Raw genomic sequence first — 26046 nt, 5'->3', positions numbered from 1 at the left:
TATACTCATCTTATAAATAATCTCTCGACTAATTATATTGATGATTTGATCACTTGATTACCCCCTAAAGTGTACGCGAAAGCCTTGCGGTACAACCTTGGTGTTCATTATTTTCAATCTCAAACTTCCAGCCATAAGTAATGCATAAGCGCCGTACAATCAACAACCCAAGTCCATGCTCTGTTTCATTGGTTCCACATAACCCTGTACCACTGTCGCAAACTGTAATCTCATTAGAGGCAATGCTTATCGATATTTCGCCTTCCACTGTAAACCTAATCGAATTTTGCACTAGATTCTTCAAAATCATATTCAGTACAACAGGAGGGAAGTTTAGCTGACTATCCTTAGCTATGTTTAAGTTCAGTGCTACTGCTTCTGGGCGCTTTTTACTAAAGTCAGCTAAGGTAATATCGCTAGTCTGAATCAACCAAGGCTCTTGATTCAGGTTCGCATCTTCCTGTTTCACAATATTGAGCAGCACCTCCACTGTAGCGTGCATGTTTCCTGCTGCGGTCAAAATTCTTTCACGTTGTTTAGTCTGGAACTCAGGATCATCTTTCATCGCTTGTAAGTTCGCAGCACCCAATACAATCGCTATTGGTGTTTTCAATTCATGACTAGCATATTTTGCAAACATCATTTCCTGTTTAGCGACACGGTCTCTCATTTTCTGATAATGGTTTAATTCTCTTGTCAGCTGCTTTAATTCATCAACACCTTGTTCAGATACTGTAAAGTCCCCTTTCACGCCTGAATTTAACTGTTTGCTAAGCTCAGCTACAGGAGCCATCAACTCATCAAACGTTCTTTTCACTGAGAAGTTTAAAACTACGACTAAAAAAATGATTAGCAGCATAGATATACCCATCAATGTATCCCAGCTATCATCACCAAAATCTATCGACCTAGTGCCGATAGTCAAATAAAGCGGTAAACGCACTCCTTGGAAATCAAATTGCACGTGATAAATCATCATGCCTTGCTTGCTGTAAGTTCGGTACTGAGTGACTTTGTTTTCTTGAAAAGGCAGTTCTTTCTGTAAGTATTCAGGCAGATATTTTTCGTCAAAATACGCGGTAACTGACTGGCTTAACTGGGCTGTAGGCACTTGCTCCAGTTCATAATGTTTAGTCGCAATATTTTCGAAAGATTTAAGGTGAACTTCAAGTTGGTAATCCTCCCCTAAAATTAAGCGAAGAGAGAAAGCAAAGAAAACGACAAAGGATGTCGACAACGCAATTTTAGCAAAAGTCACAATCAAGCGTTTTTTAACTTGAGATATGTTGTGTACTTTTGGTTGACCAAACAACTGAAGCCTAAGTTTTGACCACCGACTCATACTCATAGCTCTAACCTGAAGCCACATTTAGGTACTGTTTTCAGCATGGGTGTGGCAAAAGGCTTATCCAGTATATTTCTGAGCAGATAAATATGACTACGCAACACGTCATTTTCGGGTGAGTCATCACCCCAAAGTTGTTGTATTAAAGACTCACGAGTTACGACTTCTCCTTGCGCTTTCACCAGCAAAAGCAAAATTTGGTACATAACTGGGGTAGTCACGAGGTTATGACCCGCTCGCTGAACAAGCCTGGTTTTTTCATTGATTACAAGCTCCCCAAAAGACAACTCAACCGCAGCGACATGCCCTCTAAATCGCTTAATCAACGCCGTAAGTCGCACTTCCAACTCTTCAAAGTCAAAAGGCTTACTCACAAAGTCGTCTACTCCATTTTCAAACCCTTTTAACACATCATCACGCCCATTCAATGCCGTTAGCATCAAAATAGGTGTGGTGCACCCTCTTTCCCGGAGTTCTTTCGCTACCTGCATACCGTCTTTTCTCGGCATCATGACATCAAGGATAATGGCATCAAATTCATTGCTTAACGCAAGCTTAAGCCCTAAATCACCATTATCGGCAAAGTCTACTGTCGCTCCTTTCACTTCAAGGAAATCCGCCAAAATCCCCTGAAGTTCATCGTTATCTTCAACAATTAAAATTTGTTTACCTTTTAACATTATCTGCTCGCCTGTTTACCCTGATACCCAATTATTTACCGCAACACCCATTTACTACGATGCGAATGAAATAATAATGGCTCAATGTCGAATTAATGTCGAATTTCGTACACACATAATTCAACACCATGATTGATAAAAAAAAACCGCGTTCACTCCAAGCCAAAAATACAATCATTCAAACATATAGGTATGTCATTCTATAAAATATACGAGTTTATATAATCCATATCGACAAAAACTCGACAAGAGAGAAGTAACACTAGACGTATCAAATTAAAGGGATACTCACATGAAACCACAACTACTGATCAGCCTGCTGTGCGGCTCTCTTCTTACCTCTTCTGTTTTTGCCGTTGACCTCATCGGTCAAACGATCAGCAAATCCCCGTTGAATGTGGTCGCAGAAATCAGCGGTGTTGTTGAGAGTGTCAACTTTGACTCTGGTGAAGCAATTCAACAAGGGCAAGTTATCGCTACGGTTAAAACACAAGACTTCGATTTTGCGGTAGCGAAACAAACCGCCAATCTACAACTTGCTAAAGCAGACTTGCAACTCAAGCGATCTGTCTATGAGCGTTATGTAGAACTGCGTAAGAAAAACAGCTTATCGCAAAACGAATTAGATATTGCGAATGCCGATTTCCTAAGTGCAAAAGCCAGCCTGACACTTGCAAGAATTGAGTTAGAGAATGCGCAACTTGACCTTAAAAACACAAAAATCACATCCAACATCTCAGGGTTTGTAGTCAATCGAAATACAGATAATGGCGCATGGGTTAATCAGGGGGATCTGCTTTATAAGATCGTCAATATCGACACATTAACAGTTCGGTTACTGGCAAGTGAATACGACATTAATTCACTCAATGTTGGTCAACCTATCGAGCTATGGGCTGAAGCCGATCCTGCTAAAAAGTTTCAAGCAACCATCAACCGCATTGGTGTCGAAGTAGACAACCAAACTATGGCTTACCCCGTAGAAGTTGAGATTAACAATACCAACCAAAAGCTAAAGCCAGGCATGTCCATTCATGCCTCTACAACGCTTTCTAATATTGCTGTCATTCAATAGGTAAAAACCATGTCATCTCTTATCGCTTACTTTGCACAGAGAAGCTTCTTAGCTCGCATCATCACGATCATGGTACTGCTGCTCGGCGTCGCTTCTTTATATACTTTAAAGCTTCAAGAATATCCTGATGTTGCTTTTGAAACGGTTGAAATCGAAACTCTATACCCAGGCGCTACCGCTCAAGATATCGAACTGAATATCACTAACCCTATTGAAAAAGAGCTGCGCAGCGTCCAAGGCATCAATTACTTCTCCTCTCAATCAACTGATGGCATGTCTTTTATTGAAGCCGAGCTTTTACCCGGGGAAGATGCGGCTAGAGCATTACGAGACATTCAACAAGCAATCGACCGTGTGAACAACTTACCGGCAGATATCACGAATCCACCAGTCGTGACTCAAAAACAAACCTCATCTTTTGAGGTGCTGACTTTTGGTGTCAGCCTTGCAAACAGTGAACAAGTACACTCAGACTTATTGCAGCAATATGCTTACCAACTAGAGAAGAAAGTGAATGCGCTTTCAGGGGTCAGTAGCGTCAGCATGTCTGGTTACAACGAGCGCGAGTTCTGGGTAGAGATCGACCCTACAAAAATCAGCCGTTACCAATTAACGTTTGATGAAATTGGGCAAGCCATTAACCAGCGTAATTTATCTCAATCTGGCGGGGTGGTGGAATCTTGGGTGAGTGAGCAAAAGATTGTCACCATGACACAAGTTCATTCGGCAGAAGACATTGCGAATATCGTCATTAAATCACTGCCAAATGGTTCCGTGATACGAGTATCTGATGTAGCAAGCGTGGAAGATACCTTTGCTAAAGCGACACAAATGGGAGTAATTAACGGTCAAGAAGCGGTTCTATTTTCAGTGACGAATAGTGCCAGTTCAGACATCATCGCGACAGTGGACAGCATAAAAGCGTTAGTGGAAAAAGAACAAGCTCAATATAGTGACCAGTACCAATTTCAGTATGGTTTAAACCTTGCTGATGACATGAATGATAAGTTCTCTATCGTGTCTACCAATGGCGGTATTGGTTTGGTATTAGTGCTGGCAGTCTTAAGCTTAATTCTTAAAAGACAAGTGGCTTTCTGGGTATCGGTTTCTATTCCATTTTGTATTTTAGGCGTGATGTTTATTCTACCTATGGTGGGCTTAAACTTAGACAGTATTACGCTTGCGGCTCTACTTTTGGTGATCGGTATTATTGTCGATGATTCAGTTATTGTGGCCGAGAGTATTTACCAAGAAAAAGAGAAGGGTAAAAGTGCATTAGAGGCGGCAATCACTGGGACGCAAAAAGTCATTAAGCCAATCATCGCCAGCTTAACGACCACCGCTCTTGTTTTCATTCCTATGTTTTTTATGCCCGGAACAATGGGTAAAGTGTTAATCGTTATTCCGATCACGGTGATCTCAGCCCTTCTATTCTCACTGGCTGAATGTACTTTCACTTTGCCCGCTCACTTAGCAAGTGCGTTAAACACCAAAGGAAAAGACAACCAACAAACACAAAAAGACCGCTTTGAAGGCATTATCAGCGCCTACAAAAAAATGCTGACATTCAGCCTTCAATACAAGAAGTCAGTTATCGCTTCAGCACTGGTCATTAGCGCCCTTTCGACCAGCATGGTCATGGCATTAAAATTGGATATATTTCCATCTGAAGCGGCTAAATACGTAGAGATTTACACGGAAGTTAAACCAGGGACACCATTAGAGAAAATACGTGACGTTCATAATGATATTGAACAGGCGATCGCGGCTTTACCCGATAACGAACGTGTCTCTTACAACATGACTTACTCATCACCGGTAAGTACTGGTTTGCTGATTTTGACCAGCTATGAGTTACGTGATCGCACCGCTGACCAAATTATTGCTCAGTTAAACGAGAAAGTGGCTAACAATGACCACGGGATTTTTGTGAAGTTCTCGGTTGATGCTGGAGGTCCACCTCCGGGAGAGCCGATTGAAATGCGCGTTCTTGGGGGCACAACAGATGAGCGTAACCTCGCAGTAACGGCGGTGAGTGAATGGCTGAATCAACAGAGTGGTATAAGTGGCGTTACCAACAATGAAGCGTTGAAAGATCCTCAGTTGAGCATTGTTCCTCAATATGAGTGGTTAGCAAAATACAACTTAACCGTATCTGATTTAGCCACCACACTTCGCCTTGCGTTTGAAGGTGACTCAGTCACATCGACATGGCTTGGTGATCAAGAAGTAGATATTCGTGTCATTTTGAAAGACGAATACAGAGACATTAAACGCTTAGCGACCACCAAAATATTTACGCCAGATGGAGTCCAAGTACCACTGAGCCGTTTAGCAAAAGTAGATAACATTGAAGCACCACGTTTAATCAAACACTACAACGCAGAAAGAGAAGTCACCGTTACGGCGCAGATTACAGATGACACACTCAGCTCTGTCGCACTTTCAGAGAAAATGCTCACCGAGCTGCAAGGTCATTATTCGAGTAACGTGACGCTAGATGTGGGCGGAGAAGCAGAAAGTACCAATGAAACCATGAGTGGCTTTGTATTAGCGTTCCCTGCTGCCATGATCGCTATCTACTTTGTTCTAGCAGTGATGTTTAATTCATTGATACAGCCGTTACTCGTTATGGCTGTGATCCCGTTTGCAGTTGTAGCGGCATTAATGGCACTAGTCGTTCATATGCAAGCTTTATCTATGTTTGCCTTAATTGGCGTACTTGGTATGACAGGCGTCGTGGTGAACAATTCTCTGGTACTGATAAACCGCATTAACGAGATTCGAGCAGAAGGTAAAGACACTTTGGAAGCGGTGATTGAGGCATCTGCTAGCCGCTTAAGACCGATACTATTAACCTCTATAACCACTGTCGTGGGTCTACTGCCTCTCGCTTATGGTTTAGGCGGAACCGATGTGTTTATGGGACCTATGTCTTTAACACTAGGCTATGGTTTATTGTTCTCATTGCCAATTGTCTTATTCGTCATTCCTAGCCTATACGCGCTTTGTTTTGGACGAACCAAACGTAAATAGCCCATCCATATCCTTCATCTGAAGCCTTTTGTTTTCGCCTTTAAGCTATCACTCCAAGTGGTGTAAAGGTGGAATAAGAGGCTTCTTCTTTCTTCTTTCTTCTTTCTTCTTTCTTCTTTCTTCTTTCTTCTTTCTTCTTTCTTCTTTCTTCTTTCTTCTTTCTTCTTTCTTCTTTCTTCAGGAAAACACATGCACGTCATAATGACATTAAATTTATGGGTCTTTATGACTCAAATAAATTCATGATGTTTACCGAAGACCCATTTGATAACAATTCTCATTATCGGCATAGTTAATGCACTATGATTAGTACAGGCTTCTGGTGCACCGAATGTAATAGGCATCACCAGTGGATAACCCAATCGATAAGGTGGCTCTATGGACAATGTTTCTCAAGGTATCCCTCACGGTTTAGTTCAAGGAAAAGTAACCAAGAAAATAGAATGGAACGACCAACTATTCAGCCTACATGTGCACGCCCCTGTTTCACCTTACCTTGCGGGGCAGTTTACTAAACTGGCTTTGCCACTTGTTAATGAGCAGCTAAGACTTACTGAACCGGCAATAGCGACTGAATCCGCGGCCTTTCCAGAAAACAGTAACCCTGAGAGACAAGAGTATGTGCGCCGAGCTTACTCCATGGTGAACTCACCAAGCCATGCACTAGGGCACCAGCACTTAGAGTTTTTAATTGTTAAAGACGCCTCCGGTCAACTTTCACCAAAACTTCATGAATTAAATACTCACGATGAGATTTTTGTAGGGAAAGAGCCCAGCGGTTTCATGACGTTAGAAGAAATACCGCCAGCCGCTAAAGATTTGTGGATGTTAGCCACAGGTACCGCGATTGGTCCTTTTATTGCCATGCTTGAAACACCTCACATGGCCGATAAATTTGCCAACATCATATTGGTTCACGCCGTCAGAACTCAGCAAGATCTCACTTATCAGTCGCGCATCGCGCAGCTTGTTCACCAATTTCAAGGAAAACTACGTTATGTGCCAATTATTTCTAGAGAATCAATCACCGGAACATTGCGCGGACGAATCCCAACGTTGTTACTTCGAGGCGAACTCGAACACGCTTCCTCCATCGCCATCGATCAGCAACATAGTTTCTTCTATCTTTGTGGAAATCCCGCCATGGTTCGCGACACAAGTGAAGCGCTTAAACAAATCGGATTAACCAAACACTTACGCCGTCAAGCGGGGCAATTCAGTAGCGAGAATTACTGGTAATCGTTCCGAGCCCGCCCTTCGATTTAATCGCTACGGGCAGTTATTCATTAACAGTAATTCTAAGCTCCATGTTTCTAATTATCACAAGCTTCATGTTTGTCATTATCAAAAAATCCATATTTCTATTTATCAGAGGTTCATCATGAGTCATTTACGCATTCCATCTCACTGGACAATTCAACGCTCAACGCCATTTTTCACAAAGGACAACATACCTGCGGCATTACTTAACCATCACAATACTGCTGAAGGAGTGTTTGGCCAGATTTGCGTGATGGAAGGAACGGTAACTTTCTATGGTTTTGCTAACGCTGACGCAACCGAACCAGAAAGCGTCGTGGTGATTAATGCAGGTCAATTTGCAACAAGCCCTCCTCAATATTGGCACCGAGTTGAGCTCAGCGAAGATGCTCAATTCAATATCAATTTCTGGTCAGAAAAAGAAACCAAGAAAATGTTCAATACCCGAAAAGATAAGTGATCGATTTATGCATTTCACTCGTTGTGAAATTCATTGATGATTCAATTAAGCGCGATAAATACGGTAAAACCAGAACAAGCCGTTTAGCTAAGTAAAAATAATTCCAAAATAAGCATAGCTAGATATAAATATAATAACCTTAATAATTACAATGACTAATGATGATAGACAAGATAATAAATCTCTAGCAAACTGCCCTAATTATTAGCCTGAATACACGATATTCGCATCTTTCGTACAGAGAGGAAGTTATGCTCAACATTGCTTTTTTTAGCTCAAAATCATACGACGAAAAATCATTCAATCTTGCTAAAGGGGAGCTCAACGCTGAATTTCACTTTCACGATTTTCGCCTCACCAGAAAAACAGCAAAAATGGCTTATCAAAGCGAAATAGTTTGTGCTTTTGTAAACGATGACCTGTCTCGTCCCGTTCTTGAAAAATTGGCGAAAGGCGGTACAAAACTCATCGCAATGCGCTGTGCTGGTTTTGACAAAGTCGATTTAGAAGCCGCAAAAGAATTCGGTTTACAAGTAGTTCGCGTGCCAGCTTATTCGCCAGAATCAGTTGCCGAGCACACTGTCGGTATGATGATGTGTTTAAACCGCAAGCTACACAAAGCCTACCAACGAACTCGTGATGCTAACTTCTCTCTTGAAGGGCTGGTTGGTTTCAACTTCCACGGTAAAACTGTGGGTGTGATTGGTTCGGGGAAAATTGGCTTAGCAACAATGCGTATTTTGAAAGGTCTAGGCATGAACATTCTATGCTATGACCCGTATCCAAACCCATTAGCAGAAGAGCTTGGCGCAAAATATGTGGAACTCGATGAGCTGTACCAAGAGTCTGACGTAATTACGCTGCACTGCCCAATGAGTAAAGAAAATTACCACCTTCTAGATGCAACAGCATTTGGCAAAATGAAAGACGGTGTGATGATAGTGAACACCAGCCGTGGTGAACTACTGGATTCAACCGCTGCTATTGAAGCCTTAAAACAAAGCCGAATTGGCGCACTAGGTCTAGACGTATACGACAACGAAAAAGAGTTGTTCTTCCAAGACAAATCTAACGATGTGATTGTTGATGACGTTTTCCGACGCCTATCCGCTTGTCATAACGTGTTATTTACAGGGCACCAAGCATTCTTAACCAAAGATGCTTTATTCAACATTGCCAACACTACACTCACCAGCGTTGAAGCATTTTTCAGTGATAAAAAAAGTGGCAATGAATTGATCTAGCTTGGCTAGAATCATGAAGCCTCGACTTAATGTAATCGCTGCTTAGCAGATAAATCAAACCACTAAAGCCACGCTTGCTACAGCATTAAGCGTGGCTTTTTGATCGTTTCAATTTACTAGTTTCAATTTGATCGTATGAATCGCTAGTCTAAGTGAAACTACTGTTCATAAGATTGCCTCGACATCAGGTCTTTAACTGGCTATCCATAAACATTAGATACAGAAATGGCAATTTTCAGTATCTAGCCCGTGTACCCCTTGTCGAATTGCTAGGTGCTCTTCACCTGCTTGAACGCCCATCTCATAACCTGCGTTTAGAATCCCTTGATCCATCGTTAACCGTTTAACCGCGAACGCTTCTGGTGGAGCAATAACTTTAATGATCGCATCTTTAGGTGGATTTCGGATGAACTCCAAAGATTGATTGTAATTCTCAGCGCGTACAGCCATGGACTTTGCAATATTCGGATACTTAGACAGCAGCTTTTTTAGCATCCATTGATACTTCTGAGGTTTCATTTGATAGCTCAGAGGGTGAGACAAAATCACGGTAATGTCACGAGCACCACGGCGGTATGCTTCACGAACTGGAATCGAGTCCGCCACACCACCATCTGTGTAACAACCACCTGAAAAACATGGCGTTTCACGATAAGCAATGGGCAGAGCAGTGGTTGCTTCCACAACATTCGATAAGTTTTCAGGCTGAATACGATAGTAATCCGCACTACCAGTATCGATATTTGTAACAGCAGCAAGCAACGGAACACTTGAGAATAATTGCTCACAGTTAAGCGGGAAACGGTTATTGGATTCATCCCATAACCACTTAACATCCACCAAGTTGCCGCCTTTAGCAAAGCGAGTTGGGTTAAAAAAAACTTTGTCAGTCGCCATGGTCGTTATCACGTTATAACTGCGCTTTGGTGCTTGAGATAAGTAACCAACAAGGTTAGACACACCAGCAGAGACGCCAATGGCAAAATCATAAGGTCGGAATCCTTCCTCCATAAAAGCATCCAATACTCCAGCGGCGAAGATGCCTCTCATTGCTCCACCTTCTACAATTAATGCGCTTTTACTCATCTCAAACTCTACTGCTGTATCAACTAATGAGAATAGGATAATCACATTTAGAACGTGAAGATAATGGGTTGAATTTATCATTTTGATAGGCAAAAACTATTAACCATAAAACATAAAAACTTCATAAAGTTAGTCAACATTCTGGTGAATACGCGATCAAAAAAGGCCGCTGAGCGAGTAACTCACGGCCTTTTGATTAACAAGTCTAGTTATCGATTACGAATTAAATTCGCTCACATCGATTGCAAGCAATTTACCGATGCCTTCGCCATATGCAGGATCAGCCTTGTAGCAGTGTTTAAGGTGACGAAGTTGAATTTCTTTAGGCACACCACCTAAGTTACGCGCTGTGTTATCAAACAAAATATCTTGCTGCTCTGGCGTCATTAAACGGAACAAGTCACCCGGTTGCGAGAAGTAATCTTCATCTTCACGGTGGTTCCAATGATCAGCCGCGCCTTCTAGATTCAGTGGTGGCTCTGCAAAATCGGGTTGCTCAGCCCATTGCCCTTGATCGTTTGGCTCATAACCCAAGGTGCCACCGTGATTACCATCAATACGCATTGCACCATCACGATGATAACTGTGTACTGGGCAACGTGGCGCATTCACTGGAATATGGTGGTGGTTTACTCCCAAACGGTAACGCTGAGCATCACCATAAGCGAACAAGCGGCCTTGCAGCATCTTGTCTGGCGAGAAACTAATACCCGGAACCACACTTGCTGGATTGAATGCAGATTGCTCTACTTCTGCGAAGAAGTTTTCTGGATTACGATTCAGTTCAAGCTCACCCACTTCAATTAATGGGTAATCAGCGTGTGGCCATATCTTCGTTAAATCGAATGGGTTATACGCGACTTTTGAAGCGTCCGCTTCTGGCATGACTTGAACTTTAAGAGTCCATTTCGGGAAGTCTTGGTTGTCGATGCTTTCTAGCAAATCACGTTGGTGACTTTCGCGATCATCACCAATTAATTTCCCAGCTTCAGCATCAGATAAGTTTTTAATACCTTGCTGAGATTTGAAGTGGAATTTAACCCAGAAGCGTTCGTTGTCATTATTGATGAAGCTGAATGTATGGCTACCAAAACCATGCATGTGGCGATAAGTTGCTGGGATACCACGGTCACTCATTACGATAGTAATTTGATGAAGCGCTTCAGGTAGCGACGTCCAGAAATCCCAGTTATTTTTCGCGCTGCGCATGTTAGTTCGTGGGTCACGCTTCACAGCGTGGTTTAGATCAGGGAATTTCAAAGGATCGCGTAAGAAGAACACTGGCGTATTGTTACCCACCATGTCCCAGTTACCTTCTTCAGTATAAAACTTCACAGCAAAACCACGGATATCACGTTCTGCATCCGCCGCACCACGCTCACCTGCAACCGTTGTAAAACGTGCAAATAAGTCGGTTTTTTTGCCCACTTCAGAGAACAGTTTTGCTTTAGTGTATTTGGTAATATCGTGCGTAACGGTGAATGTGCCATATGCACCAGACCCTTTCGCGTGCATACGACGTTCTGGAATCACTTCACGGTCAAAATGCGCCAGTTTCTCTAAGAACCAAACATCTTGAAGCAGTTGTGGACCGCGTTTACCCGCAGTTTGAACATTCTGGTTATGTGCAACAGGGCAACCCGCTGCTGTGGTCAGTTTCTTACTCATGGTCTATTCCTTACGGTTAAAGATGTCACAGCCTCTGTCACACCTTAGGTTCAAGTGAATTCACTTTTTAAATAAACCACTTGATTAGTATGGATAAAGAATAGACCTGAGTAAGCAGAAAATATAATTGTTTATATTTATCGTTGCTATCTATAAAACCTATCAAACTTAAGCTGGAAAACTTAAGCTATAAAGCTAAAAGCTCAGGCAGCCTTTAGCCATCATGAACCCCATAAATATGAATCGAGCATATAAGAACCTTAAGCATAAACTTCTTAGGTTATCTTCTGACCTAACTGTAATGTCGCGGCAATATTTCTTGCTGTTCTCGTTAAGTTTTTTTCTGCTTCTTGTAGCACCTGATTGAGGGATTGAGGAGAGCGCACCGTTCCAAATAGGCTACTCATTTCACCATATAAAGCTTCAACTTCAGTTCCTAATGACCCAGCTATTCCTATGGTTGGAATACCTTGCAAACTCGCGCGTTTGGCGATGCCGTAAGGTGTTTTCCCTTGCAAAGTTTGATTATCCATCTGCCCTTCCCCTGTAATCACAAGGTCAGCACCTTTTAATACTTCATCGGCTTGCAATACATCCAATACCATTTCAATACCGGGTTTGATTTGCATATTAAATAGTAAACTTAGCCCCAGAGGTGCACCACCAGCAGCACCATAACCCGCGCGCTTCTTAATGGGTTCATCACCAAGACAATCTTGTGCCTCTACTACCTTAGAAAAATGTGCGAGTGCACAGTCAAGCGTCAATACTTGATCTGAATTCGCCCCTTTTTGCGGTCCAAATATATGGCTTGCACCGTTATCACCGCACAATGGATTATCAACATCGCACGCGACAACCAGCTTTATGTCAGCACAGATCGCATCGACATTAGACAAGTCGATGGCTGCTAATTCGGCTAGCGCAGCGCCACCGCGGCTAATCTCTTGTCCATCACTATCTAATAGACGACCACCTAATGCCTGAACGATACCGGCGCCACCATCATTTGTAGCGCTTCCACCTAACCCTAAAATAATGGTTTTCGCACCTTGCACGGCGGCTTCTAAAATCAGTTGACCAGTACCAAAAGAGGAAGCCATTAGCGGATTTCTCTGCTCAGGAGAAAGTAAATCCAAGCCGGATGCTGCCGCAATTTCAATAAGTGCCGTTTTATTAGGGTTCAGTTCTGAAGGCTCTAGCATTGCCCATTCAGCATGAACTTTATCGCCTAATGGTCCTTCAACCTGAAGCGTTCGCTTTTGCCCTGGTAACCCTTGAAGCAACACGTCAACCGTGCCCTCACCACCGTCAGCTAAGGGCAGAGTCACGTAATCAGCATCTGGGAATATTTCACGAAATCCTTCCTCAATACACTCTGCCACCGAAACTGCGGTTAATGATTCTTTAAATGAGTCTGGTGCAATAACAATTTTCATACTGATAGATCCAAAGGAATATAAATTTTGATAAGTCGTGGGAAGCAAAAATTTTGGAAACCATAAGCAGTTGAAACAAAAAGCCGTGGAAACCAAAATGCCCTTACCACTGATTAGCTGAAAGCCAATCAAATCATAAGGGCAGTATAAGAGAGATAGCAGGTTAGTTAGCGATTGCTGGTTTTACTTGTGATTTCTCTTTGCTTTTTAGCCATACAAACAGAGCGCCTAACACTGCAATTGGAATTAATGGGTCAATCAACGTACCACCTTTACCAAACACTAGGTTAAGAATCATGATGATGCTTGCACCAATAGCCCAGGCGATGGTTGAAGACACTGACCAGATTTTAATTTGGTCTGCAAGTTCAGTAATGCCTAACGTACGGTTGATAATGTGAAAGTATGAATCGTTCAAGTGAGAGAAGCCTACAGGACCTACCGCACAAGCTAATGCTACAAATACAGGGTCTAGACCTAGCGTTTCAACTAGAGGTAGTGTCATGGTTGCCGCTACCATCATAGATGCAGTTGCTGAACCTTGAATTAGACGCAGCATAGAGGCAATAGCTAATGGTACAAGTAGTGGGGGAATACCGCTGCTTGCAATCGCTTCTGCAACTTGGGGACCCGCACCAGATGCTTTCAGTACAGCACCCATTGCGCCACCACAACCCGTTACGACAAGGATTAGACCAGTTGTAGACAATGCATCATCCATTGAACTAACCATATCTTTACGCTCAATATGGCGAGTAAGACCGTATAGCGCCATCAGCACACCGATACCTACCGCAACGACTGGGTTACCAATCAACGAAATAGCCATGTGTACTGCGCTATCACCTTGACCAACAAGTGTATTGATTAGGATAAATGCAATTGGAAGAAGAATCGGACCAAAAGATAAGAAGTTACTTGGCAGTTCTTTGTCGTCCGTTTCTTTAACTTTCTCTAGGTTTGCCCAATCAGCTTGGTTAGTAATCCATGTTTCACCATTTGGCACACGGTAGTATTCATTACCTACTCGGCGGATATAAATCATAGAAAGCAACATCATAGGGATAGAAACCATCAAGCCCCACAGCATATATTCACCTAGGTCTACACCTAGAATACCTGCCACTGCCACTGGACCCGGCGTTGGCGGCACAAGTGCGTGAGTAATAAGTAGACCAAGCGCTAAAGTTACACCTAAACCCACCGCTGATTTACCTGTATCTCGTGAAATTGCGCGAACAAGAGAATGCAAAATGATGTACGCAGAATCACAAAAAACTGGAATAGCGACTAATACGCCAGTAAAACCCAGAGCTAAGTCTTCACGACCTTTACCACACAGTTTTACAAACGTTTTTGCCATTCTTACCGCGGCACCAGAACGCTCAAAACATGCGCCCATGATTACGCCAAATGCGATAATCAGACCAATGCCACCAAGCACACCACCAAAACCTGCTTTGATCGCATTAATTAAGTCTGTCGGTGCCATACCAGCAAATAAACCCATGATAATACTGGCAATAATCATAGCAAGTGCAACTGGGATTCTCGTTTTAATAATCATCCCCATCATGGCTAAAATGCCAATTACAATGCCTATCAGTGCTCCATCCATTGTATATTCCTTTTTATATCTATTTTGTTGTGTAGGGTTTGCATGCGAAAGGCATAGCTACGCCTCCCGCTGCACTTTGTTATGCAGCGGCTTATTATTTAGCCACTTTATTATGTTGTAACGTGCTAAAGAGTCGGTGTTAAAAGCTCATGCTTAGTCACTATCTCTATAAGTAGGGTTTTACCCATCCCAAGCCTTCCTCGGTTGAGGCTCTCGGGTTGTATTCACACCCAATCCAACCTTGGTAACCCGTATCATCCAACACATTAAATAGGTGCGGATAATGCAGCTCACCTTCAGATGGTTCATGCCTTTCGGGTACAGATGCAATTTGAATATGACCGGTATACGGCGCCACTTCGCGGATTAAAGTGCTTAAGTCACCATCCATAATTTGAGCGTGATACAAATCAAGTTGTAGTTTCACATTTGGTCTGTCGACAAACTTGATTAGCTCAACAGCGTCACGCTGATGCGCCACAAAGTAATTAGGGACATCGCGACTATTAAGTGGTTCAATCATCAATTCGATGCCTTGCTCAGCAAATTTATCTGCGGCAAATCGAATATTTGATATAAAGGTTTCGACGTGCTGCTGGTGAGTAAAATTGGCATCCATCAGACCAGACATCGCATGCACTTTTTTACAGTTCAGTGCGGTGGCATACATCAATGCAGTATCAACGCTAGCCTTAAACTCTTCTTCACGACCCGGAATCGCCGCAAAACCACGCTCACCCGCATCCCAATCACCAGGAGGCATGTTGAAAAGTGCTTGTTCAAAACCGAATTTTTGCACTTTCTCTGCTAACTCTTCAGCTTCAAAGGTATATGGGAATAGATATTCAACCGCTTTGAAGCCAGCTTGATGTGCTTTTTCAAAACGTTCCATAAATGGCACTTCTGTGAATAACATAGTTAGGTTTGCTGCGAACTTAGCCATTATTTGCCTCTCCCTTTTAAATCCATCACTTCTTCATCAGTGAGGTAGCGGATATCTTTATCTTTTAGTAAGAACGCCAGTTTAGCGGTCTCTTCTAATTCTTCAGCATTATCTACCGCATCAACAAAATCAGTGCCGGTTACTACCGGGCCGTGGTTTGCTAACAAGAATGCTCGATAATCACCTGCTCTTTTCGCCAGTTCTTCAGCGATTTGTGGATCGCCAGGACGCAGATAAGGAATGACTGGTAATTCACCAATTCGCATCACGAAATACGGTGTAAACGCCTTAATTGCATTGTTACGATCTAGCCCTTCAATACATGAAAGTGCAGTTAGGTATGTAGAATGCAGGTGGACAATTGCATTGCATACAGGATTATTACGGTAAATCGCTAAGTGAAACGCCGCTTCCTTTGATGGCTTCTTACCTGAAATATGATTGCCGTCGATATCGACGACTGACAATTCCTCAGCAACAAGACGACCAAAAGAAGACCCAGTTGGCGTTGCCAAAAAGTGACCGTTGGGTAATTTAATAGACAAGTTGCCAGCCCCGCCTGTCGCGTAGCCCCGTTCAAACATAGAACGAGCGAGCGTGACCATTTGATCTCTTAATTGCTGCTCGTTCATCAAAATCTCACTCATCTGAACCTCGCTTATGAAAAGAATGCTTGCGCTTTAGCAAAGAAGTTTTCGTCACCAAAATTGCCCGATTTAAGCGCCAATGAAAGATCACCTTCAACGGATTTCACCCAAGGCACACCTGGCGCAATTTGAGGACCAATATGGAAACCTTTTACCGCTAAACTTTGAGTCACAACGCCAGAGGTTTCACCACCAGCCACGATGAAATTTTTCACACCATTTTTTTGCAGCTTGATAGCTAATTGGCTAAAGAACTGCTCAACCGCATGACTTGAAGCTTGCGCACCGTATTCTTCTTGAATCGCTTTAAGGGCAGCAGCATCGGCGGTTGCGTATACCAAAGGAGCAAATTCGCTTTGGCTATGAGTCATAACCCAATCGAAGACTTCATTTGTGTATTGAGCATTGGTTAAGCACGCTTTCACATCGATAGCAAAATGCGGCGCAAGTTGTTTATAAGTGGTCACTTGTTGATTCGTCATCACAGAGCAAGAACCAGAGAACACAACAGTTGGGGCTTTTACTGGGCTACCCGCAAGTTTTGCATCGCTTTGATCTACAAGATGCTCTGTCCAATTTTTTGCAATACCAGCAGCTAGCCCTGAACCACCAGTGATTAGCTTCAGAGATTTCGCAGCTTGTCCTAGTGTCACTAAGTGTTCGGAATTAAAAGCATCAACGACCGCATAGCGATTTCCTTGGCTTTTTAATTCTTCAAAACGAGCAGTGATCGAATCAGAACCTTGCTCAATAGTTTGGAAGTTCACCAAACCAGAAACACCTTCCGATTGCGCGTTCATCATGCGAACCACACTTGAATCTGTCATAGGCGTAACGGGGTGGTTACGCATTCCCGAATCACTTAATAGCTCACCAAAAACAAACAGATGACCGTTATAAACCGTGCGGCCATTGACTGGCAATGCCGGACAAACCATAGTGAAAGACTCACCGAGCTCAGCCAAGAGTGCATCGGTAACAGGGCCAATATTCCCCTGTGCAGTACTGTCGAACGTAGAGCAATATTTAAAATAAAACTGTTGGCAACCTTGGGATTGCAGCCATTTAAGAGCAGTAACGGAATCAGTAATCGCTTCATCTACAGGACAAGAGCGAGATTTAAGGCTGATGACTACCGCGTCTGCCGATACATCAAAGTCACCTGCTGGAATGCCATTTAATTGAATGGTGCGCATACCGTTTTCAACTAGGAAACCAGCAATATCTGTTGCACCTGTAAAGTCGTCTGCAATAACACCTAACAACATGATTATTTCTCCACTTTCGGCGCATTCACACCTGGTAAGTCAATGCCTTGAAATACTTTAATCACAGCACTGTCGTCTTCTTGACCAAAGCCTGCATTACTTGCACTTACAAACATATTCAGTGCAGCACTTGATAACGGAAGTGGGAATTTCAGGTCTTGAGCGGTATCAGATACCAAATTCAAATCCTTAACGAAGATATCGACCATAGATTTTGGAGAGTAGTCGCCATCAACCACATGTTTCATTCGATTCTCGAACATCCAAGAATTACCCGCAGCGTTGGTCACTACGTCGTACATAAGATCTAGAGGAATGTTTGCTCGTGCCGCTAATGCCATAGCTTCCGCGCCCGCAGCAATGTGAACACCAGCCAACAGTTGATGGATGATCTTCACTGTTGCGCCAAGACCAATCGCTTCACCGATGTTGTAAACTTTAGCCGCAGTAGCATCGAGTACCGGAGCCAATGCCTCGAATGTACTCGCAGCACCAGAAGCCATAATAGTCATACCTCCAGCTTCTGCCTTTACTGCACCACCGGAAACTGGCGCATCAAGCATCACAAGGTCGAATTCAGATAGCTGAGTTTCGATTTGTTTCGCATCTTCTGCAGAAATCGTAGCTGACACCATTACTGGAGTATTCGGTTTCAATGCTGCTGCCAAACCCGTCTTAAATAACACAGTGTTTACTTGCGCTGCATTCACAACCAATACCAAAACCGAATCAAGCTTGTCTGCAAACTCTAGCGCATTAGTCGATACCGCTTTTGCCCCATATTCACCCAAGGTTTCAAGTGCTTGAGGGTTCAGGTCGAAACCATATACATCAAGCCCAGCACGAACACATGACTTTGCAGCGCCCATCCCCATAGAACCTAAACCGATAACACCAACAGATTGAACTTCACTCATAACAGGATGCCTTTCACGTAATTATTAAATTCTAGATTTTGTTAATTCTTGTTTATGTTTGTGATTATATGTGAAGCAACCGAATGCGACTTAGTGACAAGTCACACTTTTAACAAAAATTAACATTTAAGGATAATTTACCCCTTTTGAGGCACTGAACAACAGTATTCACAGCGGCTATCACAGTTCGAGTGACTATTTCACAACAGATATTCACATATATTCACAAAATGAGAAAAGGTTGGTAGGATGATGAAAAATAAGAATATAGAAGAAGAATCATGATTCCAGCAGAACGCCAGAGAACCATTCTGTCACTATTATCACACCAGGAAGTGATCAGTATTTCTGAACTCGTTGAGCACTTAGAGGTATCTCACATGACCATTCGTCGAGATATCGTAAAACTAGAAACGTCTGGAAAGGTAATTTCAGTGTCAGGCGGTGTACAACTGGCTAAAGCACTGCACAGTGAATTGTCACATGACATTAAAGTCGAGCAACAAGCCAATGAGAAGGCTCAAATTGGTCAACTTGCAGCTCAAGCAGTCCCAGAATTTTCGACGATTTATCTTGATGCAGGGACGACCTCTTTAGAGATCGCCCACCAACTTGCTGGTCGCGATGATCTTCTGATCATTACCAATGATTTTGCAATTGCCGCGTATTTAATGAATAACACTCAATCTGAGATTTACCATACAGGTGGCAAGATTGATCGTGAAAACCAATCCAGCATTGGTGGTAAAGTAGCTGAATTTTTGAGAGGGATGAATATTGATATTGCGTTTATCTCTTCTTCATCTTGGAACCTGAAAGGATTATCCACGCCATGTGAAAATAAGGTATTGGTCAAGCAAGCCATTATTAAGGCAGCTCATACTAACTATCTAATTTCAGACTCGACCAAATATGGCCGGATTGCTAGCTTCCATGCTCTAGATATGAGCGAACTTGATGGGGTCATTACTGATAGTAAACTTTCAAGCAGTGTGACCGATGAATTAAACGAAAAAGGTCTTAAGGTTATTCAACCAACTTAAGCTTGGGCTACGTATAAACATAGGTTATGCATAAGCTTTTGTTATATATAAGATTTTGCTATTCATAAACGTTGATATTTACCGAGTCTGGTCATATAACTCTGACCATATTGTATAGCTATCACCATAAAGCTCTGACCATATATAAGGTAATCCATTAAGCTCCTAATAAGTCATTCAAGCAATGATCTTATTAGGAGCTTAATAGCTGACCTCTGAGCTTTCTAATACCCTACAAACATGTTTTTAGAAGTATTGTCGGATTGTTTTATCTAATAACTGCTTACTAGTAGGTTTAGATAATCGTCCATCCATCAACTGGTTAATTTTATCAATTTCTCTCTTGCCAGACTCTCCCGAGAGGGCAATCACAGGTAAAGTCGGCTTCAATAACTTTATCTGTTTGGTCGCCGCTAAACCATCCAAGACAGGCATTTGTATATCCATAAAAACAATATCAACAGGGTGCTTCTCAACGAACTTCACCGCTTGCAGCCCATTTTCAGCTTCATGAACCATTGCCCCAAGCTGCTCTAAATAAATACGTGTGAGCGCTCTCTGTCCTTTATTGTCATCTGTAACAAGAACTTGAATACCTTCTTTGATGCTTGATTCAGGCAACTGAACCCCTGCTAAATAGTCTCGTAAGCTATTCGTATCAACTAGGTTACTATCGTCGTTTTCTCTTCTTACATTAGAAGCAACTTTAGGAAACACTAACTTAAATTCGGTAAACTTCCCGTAAACCGACTGGCAATGAATACTGCCATCAAACAAAGTCATGACGCGTTTACAGTAGCTCAGCCCTAGACCACTACCATCGTATTTTTGGTGCGTGAAAAAGTCATCAAAAATCCGTTCCACCACTTTTGGATCAATACCTGGTCCATAATCTTTAAACAAAATTTGATTGAATTTTTCACCCGTTTTAAGTTTTATTTCAATATAGCTTTTTGGGTAATCATCGAAATAGTGCAGAGCATTTCTCAATAAGTTAAACAGAATGAAACTAAACATAGTGTCGTTTGCATGCACTAAGTAATCTTGCTCTTCAGGTTCAAATTGGACACGGCTAGTAAAAGCTTCAGACCCATAGGCATAGTCATCCAATGCTTTATTGATGAGCTCAACAACTGAGTAGTAACCCAGAGAGTCTTGATTCAAATAGAGATCATGGGCTTCATGTAACGTTGCATCAATCAGTAAATTACCGCGCTGGATAGCGTCTCTACCACGGTTAATCTCTTGCTCTAGCTTCGCTTCTAAATCAGTCCACTCTTCATTTGCCAAATTAGGCGTTGTCTCAGGGAATCGAGCCGTAAGCTCACTGATCTTTTCTAAGTGCAGCTGAACTTGTGCCAAAGGGTTACGCATTTCATGAGCTATTGATTTGGCCATCGCTTGGGAATGCTGAACCTTACGTTCGTTATGAATATACGGCCACGCTTTTTTCAATAGCTTCTGGAGAGCTGAAATTTCTTCATTTGTGAAAAGTGAACCATCGCGCTTCCCTGAAGACATAATGAAATACGACAACGTATCTTGTTTGTCATGCAAAGGAAGAATCATTGCGGTATTACTTTTCAGCATTTTGTCGCGAATAGCGTGCAACTTAGTATTCGGTTGACTGCTAACCTCGTACTCAACCTCTTTAACTAGGAGAGCAGAACGAGTTTGATTAAGAACAGATGAGTAGAGATCATTGGAATTTGCGTCCAAAACAAGCAGCGCTTTGTCTACATGAAGAATACCAGCTAATTTTTCCATCGCTTGCTCGGTTGAGGTTTGAAAATCGTCAACTAAACCTGCAATTTTATCTGTCGGATCTTTAATGCTTCCATAAATCAATACGCTTGAGATTGAACGAGCAACTTTCCATGTAAGCCGCCAAGTTCCGGTAACCATTAGCGCACCCAGTAATACAAGCTCAAAAGCCTCTTCTTGCATATTAAATCCATCAAAAGACCACGCAAGAAAAGTAAAATACACTCCCAGTGTTAACGCTAAACTGCTGCCAATATGCAAAAGATATCGCCAGCTGTAAAAACGATTACAGACCACGGCATACCCCATAAATAACAACTCACTTATGGATAATGCAGGGGGAAGCCATGTCATTGAAAAATCGTTAAGAATCAATGTCGCAAAGAGATGAACAAGCGTGGTCGATATCATGAAGATAATGATACCAGCCGCCATGTACGTCACTTTAAGACGCTTAATTTGACTCTTTTTCAACCCGTACCAAAACAGATTACTCAGCGTTAAAAAGAAAAACAGTAAGATCGTAAAAAAGAAAAGCGGAGTACCAGATCCAAAATGGAGAATAAAATCACTTTGAGCGGTGATATCAATGCCGATGACGGTGTAGCCCGACATTAAATTAATCGGTACAGAGTATAAGGTTGCAAGCCCTATTAAACCCCACTGCCACTTAGGAAGTTGGTGATTTTTATATTCAGAAGTCACTTTGCATGAGAAATGGAAAGCGCAAACAAACGCCATATACGAGAAGATATTGGCGGCTCTTGCCATTAATATTCCGGCATCATCTCCTAGCCCCACCAATAGAGAAGAATGAAAATAAGCATTGCTGAGAACCCAAAATAGGATAGAGACAGAGTACACAATGTATGACGTGTACAAAGAGGTAAGGACTTTCACTTCTTGCTGGTAAACAAAACGTACAAAGTAGCTTAACCAACAAAGTATGATGAGGCTTGTACCTAACAGCAGCGATAATTTGAAGTATGGTGCGATATTAACAAAGATGTCAGCCATTCAATGCTTCCCTGCCTTTTCTCATCTTAGGTTTTTTCAAAACGCTCATACATTCACTGCCCTTGGCAAGTAATAGTAAAAAATAATACGCACTTTATCGAACTCGTTACAACAATATGCAACATTACACAATCAATGTGATATTGAGCCAAGTAATGACAGAAGAATAGTGCCAATAACGGCAAGGGCGTAAAATTTAACCCTGCGCGAATTTATAGTATTTTATTCTATTTATAAAAATCAACTCAACACGGAAAATTAAAAATGATGATGCCACTCGTAACTAATATAAGTTTTTAAAATAAAAACGCCTAAAACAAGAAGTTTTAGGCGTTCATTATTACGAATAGTTGTCGCTCAAACGTTAGCTTGCTGCATGTTCCCAGCGAGTCAGCAGGTCCATGATTGCTCTCGAATCATTAATGGTTGCGCATGGGGGTTGTAATTGTTTATGCCCCGCTTGAATAGCTCCACGAATATTTCTAACCTGATAATGGAAACCATCGCCCTGCGCTTTTACTGTAACTTCTCTATGTGAAGTTTCGTATAGCTCTACACTAAAGTGATTATCAATTGAAGGTAACCAAGGATTGGTTGTCAGTGTGATACAGCCTTTACTGCCCAAGATAGTAAAATGGTGCTTCAAACCATGATCTTCGGCAGTGTGGATTTGGGCACTGACTGCGTCATTAAATCGCATTAAAGCCGAAGATTCACAAATATTCCCATCTAAGCCGCGACGACCTAATGCTGAAATATCAACATTATCGAATATCTGATCCCCATATTGTTGCTGCATTACTGAATGAATAAGCGACATTGGGTAGCACCCTAAGTTATACAGTGCCCCCTTACTTGCCGGATTCACAAATTGATCAATGGCCGCGATATATGAAGCTTGTATAGAACGCACTTCACCAATCTCGCCAGATTCCAATTCAGAGAGAAGTTGTTCAACCAATGGGTGATTAAGATACATCAAACCCTCAGCGAAAAAGACCTGGTTTTCCGCTACAGCCGTGAGCGCTAAATCCGTTTTTTCCATATCAATGGATAATGATTTTTCGCACAAAATAGCTTTACCTTTATTTGCTGCTTTAATCACATATTCGTGATGTACATGGTTAGGTAACGCAATGTATACAACATCTACCGAATCATCGTTAAGCAATGCATCGTAACTGTTATATGACGTTGTAGGCTTGTATTGGGTGGTAAATTCATTAAGAGTAGATTGCGTTCGCCCAGCAACAGCATACAACTCGCTGCCTTCATCATTGTTTATTGCGTCTGCCATCACACCTGAAATAAAGCTCGTACCTAATATTCCCCACTTCATACTGCCGTCCCTTCTTTGTTCGTCTCTGAGCTTGATTTTTGGCTTTGGCTTTGGCTTTGGCTTTGGCTTTGGCTTTGGCTTTGGCACTGAGTTTGAAATACTTGAACCAAAGTCGTTAGTCCACGGTCAATAAAAGCCTGTGTGTGAGGCATAACAAAATGCGCTTGTATTGCCGCTTTATCTTGATAACGCTCCCATAAGATCACACGTTGTAAATCTTCCGAGTCATAACTAGCGGTTGCCTGTAAGCATCCTTCTTCACTTTGCATATCCAAACAAAATTGCTCAATCGCTTTTATTGTTTGTTCACGGTCTATGCCGTCTTGAATTTTAAGTTCTGCGGTGACAAAAATACTGCTATCCATTGGGGAATCTCACGTTATCAGCGTTCTAAATAAGGTACTCAATATAATTAGACACATTTAATTGATAAACTAACCTTTAGTTTATTTTTTATAAACTCATAGTGTTCAATTGACAGCAGTTAAGAAAAATCCTTAGCAAGCAATGCGATTCAGGTTGTTATAGCCAACTACTAACTGCGCATAGTTAACAGTACATAATTAATAGTTGTAGGTGATGATTGATGGATAAGCTAACAAGCATGAAGGTATTTGCGTATGTGGTAGAAAATGGCAGCTTTCGCTGTGCTGCTGATCACTTCAACTTATCACCAACGATGATTGGCAAGCATGTCTCATCACTAGAAGAAAGTCTGAATACACGTTTAATTCACCGCACTACTCGTAAGCAATCTCTGACTGATTCAGGCAAACTCTATTTTCAAGAATGCCAACGAATTTTAGAAGACATCAGTAATGCTGAAAACTTAATTCAAACTCTTGAGAACCGCCCACAAGGTACTGTGACCATTAACTGCCCGGTAACCTATGGCAACAAAGTTCTCGCACCTATTGTGGCTGAGTTCCTCATTGAACACCCTGAAATCAACGTTGAATTAATGCTATCAAACGAGCTAATTGACCCTTACAAAAGTGAGACTGACCTCATTATTCGAATTGGAGAGCTGAGTGATTCAAGCTTAGTTGCAAGACATATCGGTGATTACAAGATGATTTACTGCGCCTCTCCCGATTACATAAGCCGTCACCCAAAAATCGAATCCATCAGCGATTTATCACAACACCACTGTTTGGGGTTTCGTTATACAAATGGTCAAAGTCAGCATACGCTCAATGCGCCAACCAGCCCATTTAAAAGCAACCATACCCGATTGGCGTCCAATAATGGTGACGTGCTTAAATATGCTGCGCTGCAAGGGGTTGGGGTACTATTACAACCTATGATTTTAGTCGAACAGGAAATTAAACAGCAGAAACTTATACAAGTTTTAAAAGACAGCTCTCCTCAAAGAAGACCCATCCATCTATTGTATAAAAGCAAGCAACTCTCTTTAAAAAACCGAACCTTTGCTGACTTCGTGATCAAGCGTTGCCGTGACGAGTGAGGCGCGAGTAAAGTAAACAAAGGGCAAACACCAATTGCATCCCTACAAAATGGAGTTTAAGCGCGTTATTTCTGTTTGAATATTGACTCGGGTTTGCTCTCGCTCAGTGCCCACCTGATCAGTCACTATCGAGATTTTTTGTCCATTGAGCTTATGCATACTTTCAACGGTTCCATTATTCAGCACCCCCGCAAAATTCAGCTTCATACGAACCATATCTACTGCTCCAAAATCACCGCACTTGTGCTTTAAAATCGCGGTATCTATTGCGAGACCTTCACAAGTCATGCTCACCAGAGGCGAGATTTGAACCACATTAGTGCCAAAGATTTTATATTTCGCTTTTACATAACCGCTAGAAACCAGCTTAAAAACAATATAAGTCGCCGCTTTTTTGCTGATTGAGCTATCTGATGTAAGCCGAAGCCTATCAATACAAACGAGATACAAAGTATCCAAATCATCAGCATAGATACCGCCTGTGGAACCAAAAGCTAGGCTAGATCTTTTTAAACTTTGATGAATAGAAGGGGATGAATGTGATGTATAAAAAAGCCTGAGGGTATTGATGATTCTAGACGCTTCAATATCTGTTTTAACTTTAACAAACAAACGATAAGCCTTTAACGGAAAAGAACCATGATACTGATATTTCCCGTGGGCTATGTAAGGCTGTGTAAAGCAGGGCTTAATTTGATAAGCCCTATCTAATGAAACTATATGGAAAAC

At 42.0% G+C, this 26046-nt stretch carries 21 protein-coding genes and 1 pseudogene; 7 read left to right on the top strand and 15 right to left on the bottom strand.

What is annotated here, in order from left to right:
* Positions 1-64: 64 nt before the first annotated feature.
* Together L4C37_RS03080 and L4C37_RS03075 are read right to left on the bottom strand one after the other, a co-directional pair.
* Positions 65-1342 (bottom strand): sensor histidine kinase, encoded by a 1278-nt coding sequence (locus tag L4C37_RS03080; protein ID WP_429767836.1) that lies wholly within the window; start codon positions 1340-1342, stop codon positions 65-67.
* A gap of 2 nt (positions 1343-1344) precedes the next feature.
* Positions 1345-2025, bottom strand: coding sequence for a response regulator transcription factor (locus L4C37_RS03075; protein ID WP_137371903.1), 681 nt, complete (start codon positions 2023-2025; stop codon positions 1345-1347).
* 292 nt (positions 2026-2317) lie between these two features.
* Here L4C37_RS03075 and L4C37_RS03070 point away from each other — a divergent pair, with 292 nt between their 5' ends.
* The gene (locus L4C37_RS03070) at positions 2318-3100 is read left to right on the top strand and encodes an efflux RND transporter periplasmic adaptor subunit (RefSeq protein ID WP_429767835.1); all 783 of its coding nucleotides are present in this window, start codon (positions 2318-2320) and stop codon (positions 3098-3100) included.
* Positions 3101-3109: 9 nt separating this feature from the next.
* Complete coding sequence (locus L4C37_RS03065; RefSeq protein ID WP_429767834.1) at positions 3110-6136, top strand: efflux RND transporter permease subunit; 3027 nt, start codon at positions 3110-3112, stop codon at positions 6134-6136.
* A 14-nt stretch (positions 6137-6150) separates the two neighbouring features.
* Here L4C37_RS03065 and L4C37_RS03060 read toward each other — a convergent pair whose 3' ends face one another.
* Positions 6151-6327, bottom strand: a complete 177-nt coding sequence (locus L4C37_RS03060; protein WP_429767833.1) for a hypothetical protein — start codon at positions 6325-6327, stop codon at positions 6151-6153.
* A 187-nt stretch (positions 6328-6514) separates the two neighbouring features.
* Between L4C37_RS03060 and L4C37_RS03055 the strand changes: the two genes are divergently transcribed.
* The 3 genes from L4C37_RS03055 (at position 6515) to L4C37_RS03045 (ending at position 9100) form a co-directional block, all read left to right on the top strand.
* Positions 6515-7375, top strand: coding sequence for a ferredoxin--NADP reductase (locus L4C37_RS03055; protein ID WP_429767832.1), 861 nt, complete (start codon positions 6515-6517; stop codon positions 7373-7375).
* A gap of 142 nt (positions 7376-7517) precedes the next feature.
* Complete coding sequence (locus L4C37_RS03050; RefSeq protein ID WP_273294125.1) at positions 7518-7856, top strand: TehB family protein; 339 nt, start codon at positions 7518-7520, stop codon at positions 7854-7856.
* Between the two features lie 251 nt (positions 7857-8107).
* Positions 8108-9100 carry a 2-hydroxyacid dehydrogenase gene (locus tag L4C37_RS03045; RefSeq protein ID WP_429767831.1) on the top strand — a complete coding sequence of 331 codons (993 nt, stop codon included), beginning with the start codon at positions 8108-8110 and terminating at the stop codon, positions 9098-9100.
* A 213-nt stretch (positions 9101-9313) separates the two neighbouring features.
* Here L4C37_RS03045 and L4C37_RS03040 read toward each other — a convergent pair whose 3' ends face one another.
* From L4C37_RS03040 to ltnD, 8 genes are all read right to left on the bottom strand, one after another.
* Positions 9314-10186, bottom strand: coding sequence for a patatin-like phospholipase family protein (locus L4C37_RS03040; RefSeq protein ID WP_429767830.1), 873 nt, complete (start codon positions 10184-10186; stop codon positions 9314-9316).
* Positions 10187-10402: 216 nt separating this feature from the next.
* The gene (gene katE2, locus L4C37_RS03035; RefSeq protein ID WP_429767829.1) at positions 10403-11854 is read right to left on the bottom strand and encodes a catalase KatE2; all 1452 of its coding nucleotides are present in this window, start codon (positions 11852-11854) and stop codon (positions 10403-10405) included.
* A 275-nt stretch (positions 11855-12129) separates the two neighbouring features.
* Positions 12130-13293, bottom strand: coding sequence for a glycerate kinase (locus L4C37_RS03030; RefSeq protein ID WP_429767828.1), 1164 nt, complete (start codon positions 13291-13293; stop codon positions 12130-12132).
* Between the two features lie 163 nt (positions 13294-13456).
* Positions 13457-14911 carry a GntP family permease gene (locus tag L4C37_RS03025; RefSeq protein WP_273294122.1) on the bottom strand — a complete coding sequence of 485 codons (1455 nt, stop codon included), beginning with the start codon at positions 14909-14911 and terminating at the stop codon, positions 13457-13459.
* Positions 14912-15077: 166 nt separating this feature from the next.
* Positions 15078-15854 (bottom strand): 2-oxo-tetronate isomerase, encoded by a 777-nt coding sequence (gene otnI, locus L4C37_RS03020; protein WP_429767826.1) that lies wholly within the window; start codon positions 15852-15854, stop codon positions 15078-15080.
* On the bottom strand, positions 15854-16501 hold the full coding sequence (otnC, locus tag L4C37_RS03015; RefSeq protein WP_429767825.1) for a 3-oxo-tetronate 4-phosphate decarboxylase: 648 nt from the start codon (positions 16499-16501) through the stop codon (positions 15854-15856). Before otnC ends, otnI begins: the two co-directional genes overlap by 1 nt.
* A gap of 11 nt (positions 16502-16512) precedes the next feature.
* On the bottom strand, positions 16513-17769 hold the full coding sequence (gene otnK, locus L4C37_RS03010; RefSeq protein WP_429767824.1) for a 3-oxo-tetronate kinase: 1257 nt from the start codon (positions 17767-17769) through the stop codon (positions 16513-16515).
* A 2-nt stretch (positions 17770-17771) separates the two neighbouring features.
* Positions 17772-18686 (bottom strand): L-threonate dehydrogenase, encoded by a 915-nt coding sequence (gene ltnD, locus L4C37_RS03005; RefSeq protein WP_429767823.1) that lies wholly within the window; start codon positions 18684-18686, stop codon positions 17772-17774.
* A gap of 281 nt (positions 18687-18967) precedes the next feature.
* Between ltnD and L4C37_RS03000 the strand changes: the two genes are divergently transcribed.
* Positions 18968-19729 (top strand): DeoR/GlpR family DNA-binding transcription regulator, encoded by a 762-nt coding sequence (locus L4C37_RS03000; RefSeq protein ID WP_137371890.1) that lies wholly within the window; start codon positions 18968-18970, stop codon positions 19727-19729.
* A gap of 246 nt (positions 19730-19975) precedes the next feature.
* Here the strand turns inward: L4C37_RS03000 and L4C37_RS02995 are convergent, their stop codons facing one another.
* The 3 genes and pseudogenes from L4C37_RS02995 to L4C37_RS02985 form a co-directional block, all read right to left on the bottom strand.
* Positions 19976-22510 (bottom strand): hybrid sensor histidine kinase/response regulator, encoded by a 2535-nt coding sequence (locus L4C37_RS02995; RefSeq protein ID WP_429767822.1) that lies wholly within the window; start codon positions 22508-22510, stop codon positions 19976-19978.
* 364 nt (positions 22511-22874) lie between these two features.
* Complete coding sequence (locus L4C37_RS02990; protein WP_429767821.1) at positions 22875-23849, bottom strand: Gfo/Idh/MocA family protein; 975 nt, start codon at positions 23847-23849, stop codon at positions 22875-22877.
* Positions 23850-23929: 80 nt separating this feature from the next.
* Positions 23930-24214, bottom strand: a pseudogene (locus tag L4C37_RS02985) (putative quinol monooxygenase); the annotation flags it as partial.
* 221 nt (positions 24215-24435) lie between these two features.
* On the opposite strand from L4C37_RS02985, the gene L4C37_RS02980 reads away from it, so the two are divergent.
* A complete protein-coding gene (locus L4C37_RS02980; protein WP_429767820.1) occupies positions 24436-25317 on the top strand; it encodes a LysR family transcriptional regulator in 882 nt (293 codons plus the stop codon).
* 42 nt (positions 25318-25359) lie between these two features.
* On the opposite strand, the gene L4C37_RS02975 is transcribed toward L4C37_RS02980, so the two are convergent.
* Complete coding sequence (locus tag L4C37_RS02975) at positions 25360-25929, bottom strand: hypothetical protein (protein ID WP_429767819.1); 570 nt, start codon at positions 25927-25929, stop codon at positions 25360-25362.
* Positions 25930-26046: the final 117 nt, after the last annotated feature.

It is taken from the genome of Vibrio kagoshimensis (assembly GCF_050337535.1).
Classification (GTDB): Bacteria; Pseudomonadota; Gammaproteobacteria; order Enterobacterales; family Vibrionaceae; genus Vibrio; species Vibrio gallaecicus.
This window is presented reverse-complemented; position numbering and strand designations above follow the sequence as displayed.